Annotated in this window: 20 protein-coding genes; 7 read left to right on the top strand and 13 right to left on the bottom strand. The window is 39.1% G+C overall.

Annotated features, from left to right (window positions below; genetic code table 11):
* Positions 1 to 168: 168 nt before the first annotated feature.
* Positions 169 to 2,058: an ABC-F family ATP-binding cassette domain-containing protein gene (locus AAC073_RS12140; protein WP_339924104.1), complete on the top strand. Its 1,890-nt coding sequence runs from the start codon at positions 169 to 171 to the stop codon at positions 2,056 to 2,058.
* Between the two features lie 86 nt (positions 2,059 to 2,144).
* On the opposite strand, the gene AAC073_RS12135 is transcribed toward AAC073_RS12140, so the two are convergent.
* The 11 genes from AAC073_RS12135 to AAC073_RS12085 form a co-directional block, all read right to left on the bottom strand.
* Complete coding sequence (locus tag AAC073_RS12135; protein ID WP_339924103.1) at positions 2,145 to 3,017, bottom strand: nucleoside phosphorylase; 873 nt, start codon at positions 3,015 to 3,017, stop codon at positions 2,145 to 2,147.
* Positions 2,998 to 3,984 carry a rhodanese-related sulfurtransferase gene (locus tag AAC073_RS12130; protein WP_339924102.1) on the bottom strand — a complete coding sequence of 329 codons (987 nt, stop codon included), beginning with the start codon at positions 3,982 to 3,984 and terminating at the stop codon, positions 2,998 to 3,000. The genes AAC073_RS12135 and AAC073_RS12130 overlap by 20 nt, the downstream gene beginning before the upstream one ends.
* A gap of 52 nt (positions 3,985 to 4,036) precedes the next feature.
* The gene (locus AAC073_RS12125; protein WP_339924101.1) at positions 4,037 to 4,675 is read right to left on the bottom strand and encodes an acetyltransferase; all 639 of its coding nucleotides are present in this window, start codon (positions 4,673 to 4,675) and stop codon (positions 4,037 to 4,039) included.
* 54 nt (positions 4,676 to 4,729) lie between these two features.
* Positions 4,730 to 6,034, bottom strand: coding sequence for a DUF2851 family protein (locus AAC073_RS12120; protein WP_339924100.1), 1,305 nt, complete (start codon positions 6,032 to 6,034; stop codon positions 4,730 to 4,732).
* A 72-nt stretch (positions 6,035 to 6,106) separates the two neighbouring features.
* Positions 6,107 to 6,925 carry an orotidine-5'-phosphate decarboxylase gene (gene pyrF, locus AAC073_RS12115; RefSeq protein ID WP_339924099.1) on the bottom strand — a complete coding sequence of 273 codons (819 nt, stop codon included), beginning with the start codon at positions 6,923 to 6,925 and terminating at the stop codon, positions 6,107 to 6,109.
* 47 nt (positions 6,926 to 6,972) lie between these two features.
* The gene (locus tag AAC073_RS12110) at positions 6,973 to 7,629 is read right to left on the bottom strand and encodes an outer membrane lipoprotein carrier protein LolA (RefSeq protein WP_339924098.1); all 657 of its coding nucleotides are present in this window, start codon (positions 7,627 to 7,629) and stop codon (positions 6,973 to 6,975) included.
* A 19-nt stretch (positions 7,630 to 7,648) separates the two neighbouring features.
* Positions 7,649 to 10,123 carry a DNA translocase FtsK 4TM domain-containing protein gene (locus AAC073_RS12105; protein WP_339924097.1) on the bottom strand — a complete coding sequence of 825 codons (2,475 nt, stop codon included), beginning with the start codon at positions 10,121 to 10,123 and terminating at the stop codon, positions 7,649 to 7,651.
* Positions 10,124 to 10,185: 62 nt separating this feature from the next.
* Entirely contained in the window at positions 10,186 to 11,226 is a 1,041-nt protein-coding gene (locus AAC073_RS12100; RefSeq protein ID WP_339924096.1) for a quinone-dependent dihydroorotate dehydrogenase, read from the bottom strand.
* Positions 11,227 to 11,422: 196 nt separating this feature from the next.
* Positions 11,423 to 12,472 carry an ACR3 family arsenite efflux transporter gene (gene arsB, locus AAC073_RS12095; RefSeq protein ID WP_339924095.1) on the bottom strand — a complete coding sequence of 350 codons (1,050 nt, stop codon included), beginning with the start codon at positions 12,470 to 12,472 and terminating at the stop codon, positions 11,423 to 11,425.
* A 4-nt stretch (positions 12,473 to 12,476) separates the two neighbouring features.
* A complete protein-coding gene (locus AAC073_RS12090; RefSeq protein ID WP_339924094.1) occupies positions 12,477 to 13,106 on the bottom strand; it encodes a protein-tyrosine-phosphatase in 630 nt (209 codons plus the stop codon).
* A 65-nt stretch (positions 13,107 to 13,171) separates the two neighbouring features.
* On the bottom strand, positions 13,172 to 13,504 hold the full coding sequence (locus AAC073_RS12085) for a metalloregulator ArsR/SmtB family transcription factor (protein WP_339924093.1): 333 nt from the start codon (positions 13,502 to 13,504) through the stop codon (positions 13,172 to 13,174).
* A 127-nt stretch (positions 13,505 to 13,631) separates the two neighbouring features.
* Between AAC073_RS12085 and AAC073_RS12080 the strand changes: the two genes are divergently transcribed.
* The gene (locus AAC073_RS12080) at positions 13,632 to 13,793 is read left to right on the top strand and encodes a hypothetical protein (protein WP_339924092.1); all 162 of its coding nucleotides are present in this window, start codon (positions 13,632 to 13,634) and stop codon (positions 13,791 to 13,793) included.
* Between the two features lie 101 nt (positions 13,794 to 13,894).
* On the opposite strand, the gene AAC073_RS12075 is transcribed toward AAC073_RS12080, so the two are convergent.
* Positions 13,895 to 14,017, bottom strand: a complete 123-nt coding sequence (locus tag AAC073_RS12075; RefSeq protein WP_339924180.1) for an inner membrane CreD family protein — start codon at positions 14,015 to 14,017, stop codon at positions 13,895 to 13,897.
* A gap of 170 nt (positions 14,018 to 14,187) precedes the next feature.
* Here AAC073_RS12075 and AAC073_RS12070 point away from each other — a divergent pair, with 170 nt between their 5' ends.
* From AAC073_RS12070 to AAC073_RS12055, 4 genes are all read left to right on the top strand, one after another.
* Positions 14,188 to 15,741, top strand: a complete 1,554-nt coding sequence (locus tag AAC073_RS12070) for a M20/M25/M40 family metallo-hydrolase (RefSeq protein WP_339924091.1) — start codon at positions 14,188 to 14,190, stop codon at positions 15,739 to 15,741.
* Between the two features lie 211 nt (positions 15,742 to 15,952).
* Positions 15,953 to 16,732, top strand: coding sequence for a hypothetical protein (locus tag AAC073_RS12065; protein ID WP_339924090.1), 780 nt, complete (start codon positions 15,953 to 15,955; stop codon positions 16,730 to 16,732).
* A 709-nt stretch (positions 16,733 to 17,441) separates the two neighbouring features.
* Positions 17,442 to 18,551: a DUF4236 domain-containing protein gene (locus AAC073_RS12060; RefSeq protein WP_339924089.1), complete on the top strand. Its 1,110-nt coding sequence runs from the start codon at positions 17,442 to 17,444 to the stop codon at positions 18,549 to 18,551.
* A gap of 823 nt (positions 18,552 to 19,374) precedes the next feature.
* Positions 19,375 to 19,755, top strand: a complete 381-nt coding sequence (locus AAC073_RS12055; protein WP_339924088.1) for a hypothetical protein — start codon at positions 19,375 to 19,377, stop codon at positions 19,753 to 19,755.
* Between the two features lie 96 nt (positions 19,756 to 19,851).
* On the opposite strand, the gene AAC073_RS12050 is transcribed toward AAC073_RS12055, so the two are convergent.
* Positions 19,852 to 20,829 (bottom strand): helix-turn-helix domain-containing protein, encoded by a 978-nt coding sequence (locus AAC073_RS12050; RefSeq protein ID WP_339924087.1) that lies wholly within the window; start codon positions 20,827 to 20,829, stop codon positions 19,852 to 19,854.
* A gap of 137 nt (positions 20,830 to 20,966) precedes the next feature.
* Here AAC073_RS12050 and AAC073_RS12045 point away from each other — a divergent pair, with 137 nt between their 5' ends.
* The gene (locus AAC073_RS12045; RefSeq protein WP_339924086.1) at positions 20,967 to 21,380 is read left to right on the top strand and encodes an SRPBCC domain-containing protein; all 414 of its coding nucleotides are present in this window, start codon (positions 20,967 to 20,969) and stop codon (positions 21,378 to 21,380) included.
* Positions 21,381 to 21,431 lie beyond the last annotated feature (51 nt).

Genomic DNA, 21,431 nt, shown 5'->3' with positions numbered 1-21,431 from the left:
GTTCAACCTATCATTCTTTTTTAAGGCCTATATTCACAATTTCTTCAGTCTTCAATTATTCAAATTTAAGTAAGACTTACCTAACTGGAGTGCATGTGATTAGGCTATTTAAAATCCTATTGCGCAATCAATGTTGAATTATCCGAAATACCGTTGTAATTTTGCGCCATGAATTACCTTTCAGTTGATACACTTAGCAAGTCCTTTGGAGAAAGAGTCTTGTTCTCAGAAATTTCCTTCGGGATAGAACAAGGCCAGAAAACAGCTTTAGTAGGAATAAATGGGGCAGGAAAGTCTACCTTGATGAAAATCATTATGGGCGAAGAGATCGCAGACGCTGGACAAGTTGTGATCAACCAAGAAATTAAGATGGCTTACGTAAATCAAAATCCTGTTTTCACAGGAGGGAAAACGATTTATGAAACCATTTTCGATGACCCTGACAATGAAATTATTCAGGTGATCCATGCCTATCAGGAGGCCATGGTGGAAGCGGAGAAAGGAATAGACAATAGCGAAGCTTTGCAGCCTATTTTTGAGAAAATGGATCGCTTACAAGCTTGGGACTTTGAATACCAGATCAAAGAAGTGCTAGGAAAATTAGGCTTACATGATACTACCCTTCAAGTAACCGCTCTAAGTGGAGGCCAACGAAAAAGAGTAGCAATAGCCAGTGCAATTCTACATTTTCCTGATCTGCTCCTTCTGGATGAGCCTACCAATCACTTGGATTTGGAAACCATTGAGTGGTTGGAAGATTACTTGTCCAAAGCAAACCTTTCGCTTTTGATGGTGACTCACGACAGGTATTTTTTGGATAAAGTAACCAACAATATTCTTGAATTGGAAAATGGTGAATTGTACCGGTATGCGGGCAATTACAGTTATTTCTTAGAAAAGAAAGAAGAAAGAAAAGCCAATGAAGCCACTGAGTTGGGTAAAGCCAAGAGTCTCTATAAAAAAGAGCTGGACTGGATACGAAGGCAACCTAAGGCGCGAGGGACAAAATCTAAGTCCAGAATAGAAGCTTTTAACGAGACCAAAGAAAAGGCCTTTAAGAAACCTGAAGAAAGAGACATTAGCCTTGGAGTAACAGCACAAAGGCTAGGGAAGAAAATTGTAGAAATAGAGAAAATCCATAAATCATACGGAGACCTTAATTTGGTCGATGATTTTAGTTATACTTTCAAAAAAGGAGATAAGGTGGGCATCGTTGGTCCCAATGGGGCAGGGAAAACGACCTTTTTGAATATGCTTATCGGTAAAAATGCTCCTGACAAAGGTGCTGTTACTATTGGGCAAACCACGGCCTTTGGGTACTACAAGCAAGAGGAAGACAGTTTCGATGAGAACATGCGGCTTATCGATATTGTCAAGGAAATAGCTGAAGTGGTTACTGTAGCAGGTGGAGCCACAATCACAATTAGTCAGTTTTTGACACAGTTTGGTTTCCCTCCTAAGCAACAGCATACCCCAATTGCCAAATTGAGTGGTGGGGAAAGAAGGCGACTTCAGTTGCTAATGATCCTGGTAAAGAGCCCCAATTTTCTGATTCTCGATGAGCCAACCAACGACTTGGACATCGTAACCCTCAATACCCTTGAAGCGTTTTTGGATGACTTCCCTGGTTGTTTGGTGATTGTTTCGCATGATAGGTATTTCATGGACAGGCTGGTAGATCACCTTTTTGTATTTGAAGGTCAAGGACAAATCAGTGACTTTCCAGGCAATTATACTGACCTTAGAGAAAAAGAGAAATCAGACAAAGCCCAAGCACCAAAGCAGGTTGCTGAAAAAAAAGTAGTTGGTGAGACCAAAGCTACAGATAAAAATACAGACAAAGCTACTTTCAAGGAGAAGCAAGAATTCGAAGTAATTTCAACCAGCTTGGAAGAATTGATAGGTAAAAAAGATACTTATATCCAAAAAATCAATAAAGGAACAGAGGATCATGAAGAGTTGTTGAAGTGGTCCCTTGAAATTGAAGGATTGGATAAAAAGATAGAAGAATTGGAAATGAGATGGCTCGAATTAAGTGAGCTTGACGGAATTTCTTAATCAATAAAGCTTCCCAGAATAGGTCATTCTATTCTGGGAAGCTTTATTATAATTAAAATTTATAACCCACAGAGGAATAACTGGGCTTAGGAAATAGCGCTTATTTTTTCCAATACGCTATCTATCAATTGATCAATAATAAGCTCAGGAGCACTGGCAAAATTTCCTGAGATTCGATTGGCTACGATGGCGTTCATACTAAGTACATCGTGTCCTAACATTGACCCCATGGCGTAGTAGCCGGCTGTTTCCATTTCAAAATTTGTAAAAGAATGTTCCTGAAATGGATGCTCGCCTAATAAGCTAAAAATTGAAGAAATCCGAGGCTTTAATCTCACTTCTCTTCCTTGTGGTCCAAAAAACCCTGGGCAAGTAACCGTAATGCCCGAAGAAACCCCTTTCCCAATTATCGCCAATAATTTTTGTGAACCAGTCACACAATAGGGTAAGAAAGGCAAGGCAAGGCATTTCTGAACATGGTACGCCATTTGACTTTCCAGCGTAGTTTGAGGAATGGCATAAAAAGCCATCAAAGTATCCAAACCAACTGCCATAGCAGAGGCGAGCAAACTGCCTTCAGGTAGACTGCTTTGCATGCTCCCAGAAGTGCCAATTCGGATTATATTGAGTCGTTTGTGGTTGGAATTTGGTTTGCGGGTATTGAAATCCACATTGAAAAGGGCATCCAACTCGGTCATGAAAATCTCCACGTTGTCTGTACCCATGCCTGTACTGATGACACTGATTCTCTTGCCATGCAGCCAGCCGGTATGTGTTACAAATTCCCTGTGTTCAACTTCCAACTCTATACTATCGAAGCGAGCAGAAATCTTCCCGACCCGATTGGGGTCTCCCACCGTAATGACAATATCCGCCACTTGCCCAGGCTTGAGCTTTAGGTGGTAAATACTGCCATCAGGATTGATGATTAGTTCCGATTCAGGTATCGGATTGGACATGTAGAGTAGTTTTTATTTTATCAGCATTGGGCTTTTGGTACAGCCCTTTATAAGGATTGTAACCATTGGTGTTTTTTTGGTAGTAGCCAGTTCCATTATATGGCCTCCTCTGAGGAGCATTTTTGCAGCTTTCAGAGCAGGCACCTTCCATTTCCCAACCACAAGCATCACATATAGGCACGTGCGCATTGCATTTAGGGTTAGAGCAGTTGACCATTCGGTCAGACAAAGTAGCACAAACAAAGCACTTTGAAACGGTCTTAGGATTTACCTTGTTTACATCTACAGCCAATCGGTTGTCAAAAACGTAGCATTTACCTTCAAAATCTTCTCCTCCGGCATCAAAGCCGTATTTTATGATTCCTCCGTGAAGCTGGTAAACGTCTTCAAAACCCTGTTCTAGTAAGAAGGCAGAGGCTTTTTCACATTTGATTCCGCCAGTACAATAGGTAAGAATCTTTTTGTTTTTAAGATGTTCCAGCTCTTTTACTTTTTCTGGAAAATCTCTGAAATTATCGATATCCAATCGTAGTGCATTCTTGAAATGACCCAGCTCATGTTCATAGTTTGAGCGGACATCCAAAACCACTACATCCTCCTGGTCTTTCAAGGCCTTGAATTCCTCAGGTTCCAGGTGTTTTCCTGTATTTTCTCGTGGGTTAAGATGCCTTAGACCGGAATGAACAATCTCTTCCTTTGCCCTAACATTTATTTTGGCAAAGGCGTGTTCTGGATGTTGGTCGATTTTAAATTCCGTATCAGCAAATCTAGGGTCTGCCTTGATATAGGCCATGTATTTTTCACTGTCTTCTTTTAATCCTGAAACAGTGCCATTCAGGCCTTCTGAAGAAATGATTATGCGTCCTCTGATATTGTTTTGAACGCAAAAGAGGTGGTGTTCTTCTCGGTATGCTTCCAAATCCTCGATTTGGGCATAACAATAATACAATAAGATGTTGTAATCCATAACTTAAGCCCTGTTTCATGCAGGGTGTTATTTGTATAATAAATTAATAAAACTAATTCTTTATGACTTGAGCGGGGTTGCCAAAAACGGTTTGGTTGTCTTCAATATCCGCGATTACCACTGAACCTGCACCGATTCTAGCATTTTTTCCTATTTTCACTCCTGAAACCACCGTTACTCCAGAACCTATAAATACGCCATTTTCTATTGTTACGTTGGAGTTAATAACCGCGCCTGCACCGACTTGAACAAAATCCCCAAGTGTAGCTTGATGTTCTATCGTTGCATTTGTATGCAATATACAATGATTTCCTATTTCAGCACCTGCGCCAATGGTTACTTTAGCATTGATAAAGTTTCCATGACCAATCCCTGCATCCGTAGAGATATAAGACAATCTGTGCAAGGCATTTACTGGTTGTACCTTTCTTCTTTTATTGAGTAATTTCACCAAGGTCTCCCTGTACTTTGGGTCGTCTACAGCAACAAAAGCATCACATTTACTACCAATAAGTTTTAAAAATCCGTCGTCCTCAAGTTTTCCCAGAATGGAAATGTTGTTAATTTCTTTTTGGTGCAAAGTCGCATCATCATCTAAAAACCCATAGACCACAATATCGTGACTATTGAATATTTCTAATGCAGGATGGGCAATTCCTTTGGCGCCAAAGATAATAATTGGTTTTTCCATAATTTTGTTTTTCTAAACACAAAATTAATGGAAATTACCAACCTATGCAAAATATCATTTTAAATTAGGCCTAAGCAAGTTTTGACCGATTTTACATTGCAAACACATTCGCTTGCTGCAATATTGATGGTAAAGCCCCAACATGCCCTGACTGTCAAAAGCATTGGCTGCCGACCAGTTTACTTCCTGGTAAATACTAATCAGGCTGTTTTTCTCGGCAGGGATCTCTTGAAGTAGGTTAAAGCATTTTTCCTGCCATATCGAAAGGTCTGTGTATCTGCCGTAAGCATACCAAAGGGGCACTATAAAGTTAATGGCTAAGAGGTTCATAATAGCACTGGACAAGGCGCCTTTGGTTGCCCGCAAGTTTGGCTTGCCAAAGTGATAATGGTTCTTCCAGTAATCACTGACTGAAAGGTTGAAAATCCGCTCAAAAGACCGGCTGTTGTCCAATTCGTGAAGCACTGCATCAAAAAGGTGAGGGCTGTTATTGAGCAGGTTGGCAATTTGGGCGAGCCTAAAAGAGGGGAAATTGCTAGGCCTTACCTTCATAAACTTCCACTCTGAAGGGTAAAGGTTATTTTTTAGGCCGTATTTTTTTTTAAGGTACGCATATTCGTATTTAAGATTTTTTTCATAACCGGGGTTTAAGTCCAATGTATTGGTAAACATCCCCGCCTGACCAAAAATTATTGCTTCAATTTGCATTAAATTTCCGGCATTCTTCTTTATCAACTTGTAAGGGAGGCTTTGAGCTAATTTGAGCATTGGAAGGCCATTGGTTTTAAAACCGAAAGAGAAAAACAGCCATTGATAGGCTGTTTCCTCCCAATCATTTTCATTTTCTTTCAATAATTCCAATACCCGATCACTTTTTTTCTGGAGTCGCTCTACAAGCGCTTTCTCTAACATGGAGAATTTTAAAATTTCAGGAATGGAAGGGAGGCTTTCTGTGCAGAGTAATTTTTTGGGGGAACTTTGAAGTTTTTGGTAATTTCTGATTACATCCAATGGTACCTTGCCATCCAAAACTAACGTAGGAATAAGGGTGCCATCTTTTCTTTTTACTTCTACATCATGTTGCCATACCACATGTAAGACCACGGCATTGTAAGCATGGTCTGCCTGATGATGATGGGATTTCCAGTCAGAAGTGCGTAGGTGGATTTCAACATGACCAAAATGCCTTATGCCAGAAAGGGAGATTTCAGCCTCCTTAAAATCAGGTCCTTCATGATGGTTATGGAAACCGATTTTATGAATCAGCAATGGTGTTCCACCTTCTGTTTCCAGTGCATTTTTATCAAAATACTGGTACTTCCAAATGAGCTGAAGAAAATCTTCTTGAAAACGAAACATAGGCCAATTTCATAATTGCCTCATGAAATTACCTAAAAATAAAAGAAATACGAAATATATGTTTTGGATATTCTAATTGCAATAAAGATCTAATAGCTTGGCCATAGACTCCTGAAGTACCAGCGCTTCTTTTTTAGAGGCTTCACCAAAATTCTTTTCCGATGAAGCATAAATAATGCCGCGGGAAGAGTTTACCAAGAGACCACATTGCTTGTTCATCCCAAACTTAGCGACTTCTTCTAGGCTTCCTCCTTGAGCGCCAACTCCTGGAACCAACAAAAAATGATCTGGAACAAACTTTCTAACTTCCGAAATTGACTCCCCTCTGGTAGCGCCGACCACATACATCATGTTTTCAGTAGTTCCCCAGGTTTGGCTCTTTTCCAATACTGAGGCATATAGTGGTTTATCCTCTTTATTTTGGATTAATTGAAAATCCTGGCTTCCCTGATTAGAAGTTAAAGCGAGCAATATCACCCATTTACCATCAAACGCTAAAAAAGGTCCTACACTGTCCTCGCCCATGTAGGGTGCGACAGTGATGGCGTCAAAATTCATTTGCTCAAAGAAAGCCTTGGCATATAATCGAGAAGTATTTCCTATATCGCCTCTTTTGGCATCTGCTATAGTAAAGACCTCTTCGGGAAGGTATTCCAATGTTTTAGCAAGTGTTTCTAAACCTTCCGGTCCCATCGCTTCATAAAATGCGAGGTTTGGTTTATAAGCCACCGCATGGTCGATGGTATGGTCAATGATAACTTTATTGAAAGTGAATACAGGATCCTTTTCTTTCAGCAGGTGCTGCGGGATTCGTTGTGGATCTGGATCAAGGCCAACGCATAAAAAGGAGGCTTTCTTTTTTATTTGGGCAAATATCTCTTGAGAAGTCATGTGGTAAATATACAAAAATAGGAAAGGATAAACCTTGGTCTGGGGGATTACCTCAAATCAATAACCTCTACATCTTGATTTTCACTTGCTTTAAATACAAAATAATCGTCTACGATCTGCACGTTTGGATTCAATTCCTTAAAAGTATATTTGAAAGTGCCACCTACATCATCTTTTATTTCCCAAGCCAGTATTTCATTTTTCACTTTATCTACATAAAGCTTAATTTTTTTAAACCGTGCATTGGATTTTTCAGAGCTCAATAGAATTTCATGGGCAGCGACTCCATTTATTTCACTACTACCCGTAATTTTGGAAATGTATCCTTTTTTATAGATGTTGTAAACATTGGATGGGGTCAGTTCATCCGCATCATCCTCAACATTATTGATAGTGACTTCTTTGTATTTGCTAGATTTGATCAGCGTCCAAACGGTTTTACCATTATTGTAAATTTCCTGGTCGTTTAGTGTGAGTCTGTATTTATCACCTTTTACCGTAACATTACCTGTATTGGTTTGGATGAGTCCCTCGTCTTCAGTAGAATAGCTGTATTCGAAAAGCCCAGTAAATCCATTTAGATTTTTATAGTTTTCGCTTACTTTAGAAAGTATTTTCACAGCTTTATCATCACTTTGAGCAAGCAATGCATAAGAAATGCTGGTAAAAAGGAAAATTAAGGTGATTGCTTTTTTTAGTAACATTTTTACAAATCAATATATTTTAAAGGTTCTTCAATAACTGTTCCAAAGTGTTTTCATCTTGGACCAACACCTCCCGGGCTTTGCTTCCTTCAAATGCCCCAACTATACCTGCGGCCTCTAGTTGATCAATAATTCTTCCTGCTCGGTTGTAGCCCAATTTCAATTTTCTTTGGATTAATGAGGTGCTTCCTTGTTGGTGCATCACGATCAGTCTTGCCGCATCATCGAACAAAGCGTCCCTGTCAGCCAAGTCAACTTCTCCCACGGAACTGTCTCCGTCTTCGCCGACAAATTCAGGCAATAGGTAGGCATCCGTATAGCCTCTTTGGTCTCCAATCCAATCACAAACCGCTTCTACTTCGGGAGTGTCTAAAAAGGCACACTGCAGTCTGATAACATCAGAGCCCATGGAGAGTAACATGTCACCCATGCCAATCAACTGTTCCGCCCCTCCTGCATCCAAAATGGTACGGCTATCTATTTTACTTGTAACCCTAAAAGACAGCCTTGCCGGGAAGTTGGCTTTAATGATACCAGTGATCACATTTACGGAGGGTCTTTGGGTCGCAAGAACAAGGTGTATACCGATGGCCCTGGCCAGCTGTGCCAGCCTGGCGATGGGGCCCTCAATTTCTTTTCCCGCGGTCATCATCAAATCGGCTAACTCATCGATGACCAATACGATATAGGGCATGAATTTATGTCCTTTCTCTGGGCTAAGTCTTCTCGCCACAAATTTCGTATTGTATTCCTTTAAGTTTCTACAACCGGCATCTTTCAAAAGATCGTAGCGGTTGTCCATTTCGATACAAAGTGAATTTAAGGTGTAAATCACCTTTTTCGTATCTGTAATGATGGCCTCTTCAGCGTTGGGAAGCTTGGCTAGAAAATGCCTTTCAATTTTATTAAATAAGGTTAGCTCTACTTTTTTAGGATCCACTAAAATAAGTTTGAGCTGAGAGGGATGCTTTTTATAGATAAGGGAAGCCAGAATCATGTTCAATCCCACGGATTTACCCTGCCCGGTTGCTCCCGCCATAAGTAGGTGGGGCATTTTTGCTAGATCAACGACAAAGACCTCATTGGAAATGGTTTTACCCAATGCCACAGGAAGCTCTTTGTCACTTTTCATGAATTTCTCAGTACCCAATACTGATCGGGCAGCCACCAGTTCTCTATTTTTGTTCGGTACTTCTATCCCTATTGTTCCTTTACCTGGAATCGGAGCAATAATACGGATTCCCAATGCCGCCAGACTAAGGGCGATATCATCCTCCAGGTTCTTAATTTTGCTTATTTTTACCCCTGGTTCTGGAATTATTTCATATAGTGTAACCGTGGGTCCAATGGTTGCTTTAATTTCCTGAATGCCTATTTTAAAGTTTATCAGGGTTTCTACAATCTTATTTTTGTTCTCCTCTAATTCCTGCCTTGTTACGGTTACTTTTTGTTGGTCGTATTCGTTTAGTAGGTTTAAATTGGGGAACTGATAACTAGGTAGGTCTAATGTCGGGTCATAAGGATCCAGATTTTCGACCATTTCAGCGGTTTTCTCTTCCTTGCCGTTGGTGTTGACTACAAAGTCATTTGTTGCCCCTGTATCCTCTGATTTTACAGGGCCATCTTTGGTAGTGTCCTCTATTTTAAATGCTGGAGCTACTGGCTTTTCCTTTTTAGCTGATTGGGAAGACTTATCAGCATCGGACACTTTCCAACTGTTGGTGTCCACTTCTTCTTCCTCATCTTCTTCTAGCTCATCAAAATCTTCTTCCAGGGCTTGTTCTTCATACCCGTCCTCTTCTAGGTATTCATTTTCATATAGAGAATCCTCGTTTGGTTGGGCAGGCGCTTTATCAGCAGTATTGAACCAGGTGATCTGATCAACATTAAAGAAAACGATTACGAATATCAACAGTGTACCAAAAATCAGTATGAAGGTACCCCATCCTAGAAATGCGTCCGATAAAATGGCAAGTTCATAGCCAAATCCACCACTTAGAAAAGCCAGGTAATTGAAGCCATCAATAAGGTGTACCAAATAGCCCATCAACAAGCCCAGCCAGACCAAAAAGAACAGTGAAAATCCTGCATAACGGGTAAGAGAGACCAACGATTCTTTGAAGGATAATTTGTATCCCAAAAAGAATAAAAATGGTGGAAAGAACAATGCTGCAATCCCAAACCAACGGTAAATCATGAAATAACTTATGACCGACCCAGTGTAGCCAAGTAAGTTTTGGGTTTCACCAGCCTTGGTACGAAGCGGCATTTCCAAGGCATTCACCAGACTTTGGTCTGCTTGACCAACAAACAAGTAGCTTAGGAAAGCCAAAAACATAAAAATAGAAAGCATCATAAAGATGATTCCAAAAGATAGGCTCCAGCGCTTATCATTGAACAAGGCGAAGTTAAATCTCCTTTTACTTTTAGGGGCTGGTTTTCCAGGCGTTTCCTTCTTTTTAAATGTATTTTTTTTGTACGTATTTGCAGCCATGGTGCTTCCTTTCTCCGCTGGGGATGTAATTTAATGCTTGCTTTGGAAATAAAAAAGTTCTGCTAATTCACTGATTTATTTATCAGCCCTTTTTTCAAGCGCTTAACCAAGCTGGGCCCTTCATAAATCATACCAGTATATACCTGAACCAGGCTAGCTCCTGCTGCTAATTTTGCTGTCGCATCTGCTACAGAAAAAATACCTCCCACTCCAATTACTGGAAAAGAATTTCCTGAATTTTGAGTCAGGTAACGGATGACTTCAGTACTTCTTTCATTTAATACTTTGCCACTAATGCCTCCGGCACCTATTGCTTCTACTTGTTGGGCAGGCGTGGACAATAATCCCCGGTCTATAGTAGTATTGGTTGCAATTACTCCCGCAATCTTCGTTTCCTGCACTATAGAGATGATGTCATCAAGCTGACCATCTGTAAGATCAGGAGCAATTTTTAGCAGTATAGGTTTGGGTTTGTCGTACATAAAGTTTGCTTCATTTACGACAGCCAGTAATTTTTTTAATGGTTCTTTTTCTTGTAATTCCCTCAAATTTGGGGTGTTGGGAGAACTGACATTTACTACAAAATAATCTACATGGGCATGCAAGGCATGCAAACAAAAAAGGTAATCTGATATGGCGTCCTCATTAGGAGTAATTTTGTTTTTACCAATATTTCCTCCTACCAATACATCAGACTTTCTATTCTTTAATCTTTCTACAGCTGCAGCAACTCCACCATTATTGAAGCCCATCCTGTTGATCAGTGCTTCATCTTTAGGGAGGCGAAACATCCTTGGTTTCGGATTGCCTTCTTGCGGTTTGGGCGTCAAAGTCCCAATTTCTATAAAGCCAAATCCCAGAAGTGACATTTCATCTATTAGTCTTGCGTCTTTGTCAAATCCAGCGGCCAAGCCAATAGGATTTTTAAATTTTAAGCCAAACACTTCTCTTTCTAGTTCTTTGTGTTCAAATGCAAAATTTCCCTTTATGGCTTGTCTAAGCAAAGGGAAATTAAACAGTTTTTTAATCCAGGAGAACGTGAAATGATGCGCAGATTCCGGATTTTTTAGAAAAAGAAGGGGCTTTATAATTTGTTTGTACACGACGATGAATTTTTCTCAGGTACAAAAATAACGCAATTCTTTGACAATCGACCTGAATTGTTCCAGCAATGTGGCAGATTATAATTTAGATGAAGTGAAAAAGGACAAACCTATTGTTTATTAATGGTTTAGCGTTTTTAAAAAATCGCTATATCCTAAGCGCTGTTAATAAATTGTGGGAACCTTTAAAGGGTACTTATAGTATTGTAGACTTTCCAAAATACTTTTTTCTTAACCAAAAGGAAACCCGAACCAATAAAATCAATGCTGGCACTTCTACTAATGGACCGATTACACCAGTAAATGCTTGTCCTGAATTTAACCCGAATACAGCGATGGATACCGCGATGGCCAATTCAAAATTATTACCCGCCGCCGTGAAGGCAACCGCAGCCGTTTGGTCGTAATTTGCGCCCATTGCCTTTGTAACGAAAAAGCCAATGATGAACATCAACGTGAAATACAGGAGCAATGGAATTGATATAAGCAAAACGTCCATTGGAATTTGTACGATTAACTCTCCCTTTAAGGAAAACATAACCACAATTGTAAACAATAGTGCGATCAAGGTAATAGGAGATACCCTCGGAATAAATGAGTTGGTGTACCAATCCTCGCCTCTAAGTTTTACTAAGATGATCCGGCTCAATATGCCCAGTAGGAAAGGGATTCCCAAATATATGGCAACACTTTCAGCAATAGTTGCAATCGAAATATCCACTATTGCACCTTCAAACCCAAAATAAGGTGGGAGGATGGTGATAAAAAGCCAAGCATAAAAACTGTACGCGAAAACCTGGAAAATACTATTTAGAGCCACTAAACCTGCGCCATATTCAGTACTTCCCTCTGCAAGGTCATTCCAAACGAGTACCATGGCAATGCATCGGGCCAAACCGATTAAGATCAGGCCTACCATGTATTCAGGGTAATCCCTTAAAAAAGTGATGGCCAAAACAAACATCAAAACCGGGCCGATAATCCAATTGAGCACAAGAGAAATGGATAGGATTTTTGTGTTCCGAAAAACTTTAGGCAAGAGAGCGTAATTGACCTTTGCTAATGGTGGATACATCATTAAAATTAGCCCTATCGCTATGGGGATATTTGTACTCCCACTATTAAATGAGTTGATTGTATTGGGAAAGGTAGGTATAAAATAACCCAAACTAACCCCAATGGCCATCGCTACAAAAATCCAAAGTGTTAAGTTTCGGTCTAAGAACCCTAATTTTTTCGCTGCCATTTAATTATTTGATTTGAGAGAAAACGTAGTACAATTCAGTCGCAATCTGATCACTTCTTTCTTGGTATTTTTCCACTTGCTGAGGGGTGTTGTCAAAAGCTTTTGGATCGTCAAAAGTTACAGGGATGCGTTTTTCTGCCCCCTCTATAGTGGGGCAGGCGCTATCTGCTTGTGAACAGGTCATGATCGCTACGAATTCGGATCTGGGAATAAATTCATCTTCTAAACTTTTGGAAAACCCTATGATGGGATGCTGGTTGTGGGCATACTTGATACTGTAAACAGGGTTGCTATCTTGAGAAAGTGTTTTTATATGAAAGCCTGAATTTTTTAGGGTATCTGCAACCATGGGAAAAAGGGCTGTGGCTTCTGTTCCAGCCGAATAGCAAAAAACGTTTTTTATTCCAAAATGATAGGCCATCGTTTGTGCCCAAACCTGAGACAAATGACTCCTCCTAGAATTGTGAGTGCAGATGAAATTGATTCGAATTTCTTGTTGACTGTCCACCTTGAGCTGGATGTAATCAATCAATGGTTTTAAAACGGCTTTGCGGTCTTTGTTCAGGTGTTCTGGTTTAAGACGGTTTATGGTATTGCCTATTTCCGGAAAAAGATTTGACTGGGTGGGGATCATAGGGATAGGAATTGTGATTGTAAATTTATTTATTGCTATAATGCGATTAATAAAGAAATTTTTTTTTAACAGCAATTGGGTTTATTTGTGATGTCTTGATCTAGAAATTCAGCCATAATTGACTTCATGGCCGCCCATTTTTCTGTGTTGATGCAGTAGCAAACACTTGTGCCTTCCACATTTCCTTTAATAAGTCCCAAGAGTTTTAGTTCTTTTAAATGTTGTGATATGGTGGGTTGGGCCAGCCCAATCTCATTCACAATATCGCCGCAAACGCAGGAATCAATCTTGAATAAGTATTGTAAAATGGAAACCCTGGCAGGATGGCCGAAAGCCTTTGCGAACAGTGCAATTTCGTTTTGTTTGTCGGTAAATATCTCTGTTTTGGCTAGTCCCATGGCTCCTCATTATTTGATTGCAATATTACGATAAATAATTAAATCATCAAAATAGTCTATAAGCTTTTGATTGTTCTTTCTGGTGAAGTATTAATTCAAGCCCAGTAAGAAAGCTCAAATAGAAACCATGACCAACAACTTATTCCCTACAGGTTTGTTCAATGAAGAAAATATGCCGCCCTTTCAAGGCTTGTGGAATTATAAACCTTTTTACGATGGGCTGTACCCATCGCTATTAGATGTCACCCTTTCAGGGCTCAGTAAAGAAGAAATACACAAGCCGAAATAGAAGGACAGTTTAAGCCCTGAAAGGGCATAATATCAAAGCACAGGGGTGAAACCCTGTGTAAGAATCAATCATTCTTAACCAAGCCCTGAAAGGGATAAGTACTATTTTTCATCCTCCAGGTTTAAATTGTACCAGTCAATTTTGCGAGAGAAATACATCACGATGCCTAGTATTATAAATATACCAATACTGCCTATAAGCAGGGCGTAATCTTGTAGTTGAATGATGACAAAAATATTCTTGGGGCATATGTGCTTCTTTTTTCGCAGCCTTACCAGCCCTGGATTATTCTAAAGGTCAGCTAAATCTACCATTTAGGTATTTCAAGTATTGTGCTTTCACTATTCTTTGTTAATTTCATTCGGTTTTAACTAAGTATATCATTGTTCACCTTATGAAAGCATTTTCTACTCTTCTTATTGTAGTATTCCTTTTTACAAGCGTTTCTGTCTTTAGCCAGACCAAATCCCAAGCGATTTCCAAAATCAATACAGAAGGATTTCAGCATTCACAAGTCATGCGTCTCATCGAAGACCTTTCGGATGTTTATGGGCCTAGGTTGACAGGAACCGATCAATACCTGACCGCTGCGGAATGGACGAAAGAAACCCTGGAAGGTTGGGGCCTGGATAAGGTGTATTTCGAAAACTATTGTGACGATTGCATGGGTTGGGAAGTGAAATCCTTTAATGTGGAAATGATTGAACCCGCTTATATGAAAATTCAGGCTTATCCATATGCCTGGACAGAAAATTCCAATGGAGTGCAAATTGGGGACTTGGTATGGCTGGAAAGTCATGCGGACATGGAAAAGGTAAAAAAACAGTGGGCTGGAAAACTGAAAGGGAAGACTGTTTTGATAGGATCAGCTCCCAAGCCAAACATGTTGTTTGATCCACTTACGAAAAGATTTACCCAAGCCGAAATAGAAGAGGCTAAAAAGGATATTGTACCTGCTTCCCCAAATCCACTGGGCCCAACTTCCGGGAATGTGGACTTGGTAGCCAATAAAGACATTGTTTTCAGAGAAGGAATGAGGAAAAACGATGCGTTTTATGCTTTCTTGAAAGAGGAAGGTGCATTAAGTATTTTAGGAACGACACCTTTGTTTCCAGGTATTGTCCATCCAAGTGGCACCTATAGTTTTAGAAAAGACCATATCAAATCCGTCCCTTATTTTGCCATCTCTCCTGAAAGTTTCGGCAAATTAAAACGCCTGGCAGATAGAGGTATTCAGCCAAAAATCAAATTCCATCTGGATTCAGAGCTGTATTTAAAGCCAGAAAACAATGTGAACATTATAGGGGAAATCACAGGTTCAGACCCAGTATTAAAAGAGGAAGTAGTGATGATTGGCGCCCATTTCGATACTTGGCATCCGGCATCGGGGGCTACAGACAATGGAGCAGGAACAGGAGTGATGATGGAAGTGATGCGCATCATCAAAGCCACAGGCTTGAAACCAAAGCGAACCATAAGAATTGCCCTTTGGGGTGGTGAGGAACAAGGCTTTTTAGGTTCTTTGGCCTATGCTGAGGATCACTTTGGAAAAGTGGGAGAAACCAGCAGAAAAAAGGAAGTTGAAAAGATTTCAGCCTATTTAAATATGGACAATGGAGCAGGTCAAATGCGAGGCATCTACATGCAGGGGAATGAAGCCGTAAGGCCTATTTTTGAAGAAATGTTGGCTCCCTACGCACACCTGGATGTGGATAACCTAAGCATTCAAAACACCAACTATACCGACCATGATGTTTTCGATCATTACAAGGTCCCTGGATTTCAAATCATTCAAGACATGTTGAACTACTTCACCGTAACGCACCACACCAACCTGGATGCCATGGAATATGTACCCAAACGGGATGTAATGATCAATGCCACAGTAATTGCATCCCTTGTTTATCAGATCGCAGAAAGAGATGAAAGAATGCCTAGGGAGGAGTAGGGGGAGAGGTTAATCGTAACTTGAAAACTAGCCTTTTTCGGTGTTAATGAAACGGTCTGGCTAATCTGATTAGCAAATTCAAATTATACCTGGCAATGGTTTAATTTTCTGAACTTGAAATTTATATACTTTCAGGAAGTAATACTTTAATAAATCTTGGTGATAAGTGCGTTAGCAAAACTGGCATATAAAAAAATCGTATCTTTATATTGTGGAGAAATTTGGCGACATAGAAATCAGGGTTTTTGGAAAATCAGGTAATTTAGAATTGAAACCTGAGAATTACGACATAAAGCATATTGCTAGTATTTTGCAAAATGTTGAAGATCTGTTATACCCTAATAATAAAAAAGACCGGCCAATCATTACTTATGATATTCAAGGAGGCTCTGTAAGGCATGTTTTTAAAACACCAATCCAATATATTATTGGATTTAGTGCAATTCTAAGTCAAATTCAAGTATCTAACTCAATCGATTTTCTCGATTTAAAAACGGCTAGAGCTTTAGAAAACATTCAACAACTTGCGCAGCAAAAAAATTATGAATTTCAATTTACTACCTCGGTTAAAAAAGAAGTTGAACTTGCTATAAATCCAAACACACGATTTTTCAGATCGGAAGAAACTTGGGCAGATGCTGAATTTTATTTTTACGGTATCTTAAAGGATGCTGGCGGAAAAAGCAAAGCCAATATTCATATTGACACGGATGACTATGGTTACTTGGCAATTGAGACTGGAAAGGAATTTTTAATAGAGCAAGAGGGAAATTTGTTGTATAAAAAATTTGGCGTCCGTGCTACAGGAAAACAGCATCTGGAAACCGGTGAAATTGATACCAAATCATTGAAGCTTGTTGAATTAATAAATTATAACCCGTCCTTTGATTCAGATTATTTGACTTCATTAATTACTAAAGCCAAAAAAAGCTGGAACGGAGTAAATACAGATGAATGGCTATCTAACTTAAGGGGAGGATATGATACCTAGTGTCCTTTTAGATACAAGTTTTTTTGTAAGGCTCTTAAATTTAAACTTTTCGCCCAAGCTGACCTTGACAATTCAATCAATTATTTTGTAACATCAGATAGTAGGTCAAAAAACATAGTAGGTCAAAAAACACTTTTTCAGCATTAAAAAGAAGAATCAATCCAAAATTTGAAATAATAGATATTGCAAGACCATTTAATGAAACCTTTGGATTGCTAGACTTAGTGTAGCCTTGATACTTTCTACAAAAATGTATAAGAGGAGCTAAATGGCTAAAATTAATGCCACAATAATTGCAGCCCTTGTATATCAGATCGCTGAAAGAGATGATAGAATGCCTAGAGAGGAGTAGGGGGTTGGTTTAAAGGGGGGTGAGAAGGAGCTGAAATCCTGTCGAATTTCATTTTAGGGATATTTCATGCGCGTCAGACTAGACGGATATCTATGGTCAATACAAAAGTCATTGTCTTTATTTTTTAATGTGCCTATTTTATATTTCTTAACGGACTAATATCCAAAGGTAAAGTGAGTCCTGAGTTCACTAATCAAAATTAAATATGGCATTTAGACTTGTTTACCTGACCGAAATCCTTAATTTGACTGCGGGAATTAACTGAAGGAGTTATGCGCATAGTAAATATATACGTAACTCCATTGCTAAAACATAGCTTTATACAAATGTTGCCACCAATGCAAAAAATAAGAACCTATGAGATTTAGAAGAAAAGCCAAACTATTCCCGGGAGTATACCTGAACTTTAGTAAAACCGGTATCAGCACGACACTAGGAGTGCCAGGAGCAAGTATTAATCTCGGAAAACAAGGCGCATATCTGAATACAGGAATTCCAGGGACAGGACTGTACGACAGACAAAAAATTGGCGGTGGTAAAAAGGGAAAGCAAACAAATCCACAAGCGGACATTGAAATCCCAAGCGAAATTGTGCCTAATGCAGAAATTGGTGCAATCAAAACTGAACAAGCTGAAATAACCACGACACAAGGACTACAAGAACTTAAAAAAACGCTTCTCGATTGCTATCAAGAAAGAATTGACTTGAAAAAGGAAATTCAAAAGGCTAAATCTAAATTGACAGTTGCAACTGTTTTGATGGTCTTTTCTTACCTACTGATTTTCGGATTTTTTATAAAATGGTTTAAAGAAAATAGAAAGGACAAAAAGGAGTATCTGACTGATTTAAACACTCAACTTGAAAATTGTTTCGTGAATATAGATATAGATGTTGATGACCAAATTGAGAAGAAATATCAGAACTTATTAACTAGCTATAAAACTCTGTTGTCTTGCGAAAAAATTTGGGACATAACTTCAACTGTAGCAGTTGACCAGAAAACCTCACATTCAGCCGCTTCAGCTTCAGTAACACGTAGATTGGTCAAGTTTGGCTTTGGTAATATTGATATAATTAAATCCAAACATGATGCTTTGCATTTTGAAAATGCCAATGGTGGAGACTTGTACATATATCCTGCTTTCTTGGCAATTGTTGATGCGCAGAAAAAATTTGGACTAGTAGATATTAGAGAATTAGACTTCAATTTTCATGGACAAAGATTCATTGAAGAAGAAAAAGTTCCAAAAGATGCGGTTGTAATAGACCATACTTGGGCTAAAGTCAATAAGAATGGAGCCCCTGACAAAAGATTTAAGGACAACTATCAAATTCCAATTTGTAAGTACGGAGAAATCGAATTGACAAGCACAACAGGATTAAATGAAGCTTATTCATTAAGTAGCTTCGAAAAGTCGGAAAGCTTTGCACAATCAATGATTGAATACCAAAATACCATAAAATAAAAAGCACATGGTGGCAACAATGGCTATTCGTAATGCGTGCGGAAGTGCTGATATGAAAGTAATTACATCAAATAAACTAAGTGCTAAATTGAAAGGTATGTGCCTTGAAATCCCGCACTACGCATAGCCAGAACGTTACGCAACTGTTTATAAGATGGTGGAACCGACCGACCGGTGTTGTCCTACAGGGGAGAGCATCAAACCACCATAAGGTGCTTTGGTGGCAGCGTCAAAGTATTGAGCTTTATGGAAATGGCTAGGTCAAGAACGTGGTCAGGTAAGGATAAAGGAGATGAATGCAAATTAACCTCTGATGAAGTGTCCCTGAAAAACAGGGCAGGCTGAGAAAGAGCTACATTCTGTCAAAAGTGGTTGAAGTATGACAAACATTACGAGTTCAGTGGTTACCTGTTTATTGAATGAACGGTCCCGATGCATCAGGATCATTTAGGTGGCATAGCCTGTCTCGTATTTGCGGGAAACTTTATTCGGGCTTATTTGCGGAACTTGGGAAACTGCATACAAATGCCAAGGGAAATGCACAATAAGATCAACTTAGAAGTAGAATAGCGATGTTTGGTTCAGGGCCTTACCAATCCGTAGTAGTGTTGAAATTTCTGTAATAGAAACGTAGTGAAGGGATTGGCTTATACAGTTTTCATCAGTTTTATATGTCAGCAGGACTAACAGGTCCAGGATTTTTGCTTGAAATTGACTCAATAGCATTTAACCCTGAATAATAAAAACTATGGAAAGAGAATTGGGACAGCAAGAATCCGCTGATTTTTGGGGGGTTTAAACAATAAAATGAAGTAGGTGGACCATGAAGATTTATACTAAATGTGCAAAATGTAGATCGGAAATTGTTTTGAAGACAAATGCTTCGGACAGGTTTGTTCTGGCTAAAAAAATTGGAGAAACTATCGATTTAAGCTGCAAATCATGTGGAACAAATAAAAAGTACCATGTTAAAGAAATGAAGGCTGAAGAAAGCAAAATTGTCGGTTTTATCTCACTTTTAATTTTTCTAGGTGGAACATCTGGAATATTCTTTTATTTGTGGCCATACTTTTTTAGAACATCCTATATTTATGCAATATCAGCGCTGATTGGAGTATTGACCGTTCCATTTTTAATATACCAAGCAATTAACTTTGGACAATCAAATAAAGTGAAATACTTCAATGCAAAACAATATGGGTAGGAAAATAAATCCTGGAACTTGAACTATTAAATAAATCGGGAACTCCTTATTTAATTAGAGCAAATGCTATTGCTTTTTTACAACTTAAAACAAACCCTAAAGTACGGCCATTTTATTGTATTTATTTCTATATTCAATTGGGGTAAGTCCCGTGATTTTTTTAAAGGTGGTTCGAAATGCTTTGGTGTCAGCGTAGCCAACATCATACATTACCTCATTAATATTCTTGCGACTGGATTCAAAGCTACGCTTGGCACTTTCAATCTTCACCCTGTTGATATATTGCAAAACCGTATTGTTCGTGGCAATTTTAAACCGCCTTTCAAAGCTTCTTCTCCCTAAAGAAACCAAATTAGCCAATTCATCAATCGTAATCTTTTCCTGAATATTATTTTCAATAAATTGTTGTCCCCGCTTAATTAATTCATCCGGATGGTTTTTTTGCCCCTGAAACATGGCAAACGTTGCTTGACTATCTCTGTCAATATCAATGGCAAAATATTTGGAAGCCAATATGGCCGTTTGCCTATCCGTGTATTTTTCGACCAGGTACAGCAACAAATTCCAATATGAGTTTGCACCACCACTTGAGTAAATTCGCTCTTCTTCTGTAACAATATTTCCTTCCACCACTTCGACTTCGGGAAACATCTCCCGAAATTCATTTTGAAAACCCCAATGGGTAGAGCATTTTTTGCCATTAAGCAAACCCGTGGAGGCCAATAGAAATGCACCTACACATAGGGAAGCAATTTCTACTCCCTTATCGTGTTGTTCCTTAATCCAGGGCAAAAGACTGCGATTCGAAGCAATGGCCTTTTTCATATCGCCAAACAAAGCAGGAATAATAACTAAATCGGTTTCATCAACCTCTTTTAAAAGTTTAGAAGGATTTACGGAATACAAACCATCATTGAGTTTCACTTCTTTTTTTACACCTACCAAGTGTACCTCAAACAAGGGGTTTCTACCATTAACCGCCATAAACTGATTAACTGCCGTAAACAAATATTGGGGGTCGGCTATCGCTTGCATCACAGCGCTTTCAGGAACTAAGATACTGACTTTTTTCATTTTCAATTTGTTTTAGACCATCTATAAAGATAGATTTAATTTTGTCGTTTACCACCCCTTTGTTGTCATCTTCGCACATCATAATTATGGAAAGATCCTCGCATCTTTGTAATAACAATAATTTAAATCAACATATCATGAGCAATTCAAAAATCAAAGTACAAGCCATCATTGATGCAGGAATAAAAAAAGTTTGGGATTATTACAATCAACCGCATCATATCGTCAATTGGAATTTTGCGGACCCAAGTTGGCACTGTCCAACTGCTGAAAACGACATGCAGGTAGGGGGTACGTATAAAGCAAGAATGGAGGCCAAGGATGGTAGCTTCGGCTTTGACTTTGAAGCGGTTTATACCCATATTTCAGAAGGTAAAAGCTTTTCGTATGAATTTGGGGGAAGAACGGCTACAGTAGACTTTATTGACTTGGATGGCAAAACAGAGGTGACAGTAACTTTTGATCCAGAAGAAGAAAACGCTATAGAGATGCAAAAAAGCGGTTGGCAGGCCATCCTGACCAATTTCAAAAATTATACGGAAAATAATTGAATGAAAATCAATGCTTACCTCACCGTTGGCGGTAATTACCGTGAAGCCATG

Source organism: uncultured Cyclobacterium sp., from assembly GCF_963977555.1.
Classification (GTDB): Bacteria; Bacteroidota; Bacteroidia; order Cytophagales; family Cyclobacteriaceae; genus Cyclobacterium.
Note: the sequence above shows the minus strand (reverse complement) of the source record. Positions and strands in the feature narration are given on the sequence as shown.

Bases quoted from the DNA above. Each gene is read 5' to 3' on its own strand.
- AAC073_RS12140 (WP_339924104.1), top strand. From the start codon at position 169: ATGAATTACCTTTCAGTTGATACACTTAGCAAGTCCTTTGGAGAAAGA.
- AAC073_RS12135 (WP_339924103.1), bottom strand. From the start codon at position 3,017: ATGTCCAATCCGATACCTGAATCGGAACTAATCATCAATCCTGATGGC.
- AAC073_RS12130 (WP_339924102.1), bottom strand. From the start codon at position 3,984: ATGGATTACAACATCTTATTGTATTATTGTTATGCCCAAATCGAGGAT.
- AAC073_RS12125 (WP_339924101.1), bottom strand. From the start codon at position 4,675: ATGGAAAAACCAATTATTATCTTTGGCGCCAAAGGAATTGCCCATCCT.
- AAC073_RS12120 (WP_339924100.1), bottom strand. From the start codon at position 6,034: ATGTTTCGTTTTCAAGAAGATTTTCTTCAGCTCATTTGGAAGTACCAG.
- pyrF (WP_339924099.1), bottom strand. From the start codon at position 6,925: ATGACTTCTCAAGAGATATTTGCCCAAATAAAAAAGAAAGCCTCCTTT.
- AAC073_RS12110 (WP_339924098.1), bottom strand. From the start codon at position 7,629: ATGTTACTAAAAAAAGCAATCACCTTAATTTTCCTTTTTACCAGCATT.
- AAC073_RS12105 (WP_339924097.1), bottom strand. From the start codon at position 10,123: ATGGCTGCAAATACGTACAAAAAAAATACATTTAAAAAGAAGGAAACG.
- arsB (WP_339924095.1), bottom strand. From the start codon at position 12,472: ATGGCAGCGAAAAAATTAGGGTTCTTAGACCGAAACTTAACACTTTGG.
- AAC073_RS12090 (WP_339924094.1), bottom strand. From the start codon at position 13,106: ATGATCCCCACCCAGTCAAATCTTTTTCCGGAAATAGGCAATACCATA.
- AAC073_RS12085 (WP_339924093.1), bottom strand. From the start codon at position 13,504: ATGGGACTAGCCAAAACAGAGATATTTACCGACAAACAAAACGAAATT.
- AAC073_RS12080 (WP_339924092.1), top strand. From the start codon at position 13,632: ATGACCAACAACTTATTCCCTACAGGTTTGTTCAATGAAGAAAATATG.
- AAC073_RS12070 (WP_339924091.1), top strand. From the start codon at position 14,188: ATGAAAGCATTTTCTACTCTTCTTATTGTAGTATTCCTTTTTACAAGC.
- AAC073_RS12060 (WP_339924089.1), top strand. From the start codon at position 17,442: ATGAGATTTAGAAGAAAAGCCAAACTATTCCCGGGAGTATACCTGAAC.
- AAC073_RS12055 (WP_339924088.1), top strand. From the start codon at position 19,375: ATGAAGATTTATACTAAATGTGCAAAATGTAGATCGGAAATTGTTTTG.
- AAC073_RS12050 (WP_339924087.1), bottom strand. From the start codon at position 20,829: ATGAAAAAAGTCAGTATCTTAGTTCCTGAAAGCGCTGTGATGCAAGCG.
- AAC073_RS12045 (WP_339924086.1), top strand. From the start codon at position 20,967: ATGAGCAATTCAAAAATCAAAGTACAAGCCATCATTGATGCAGGAATA.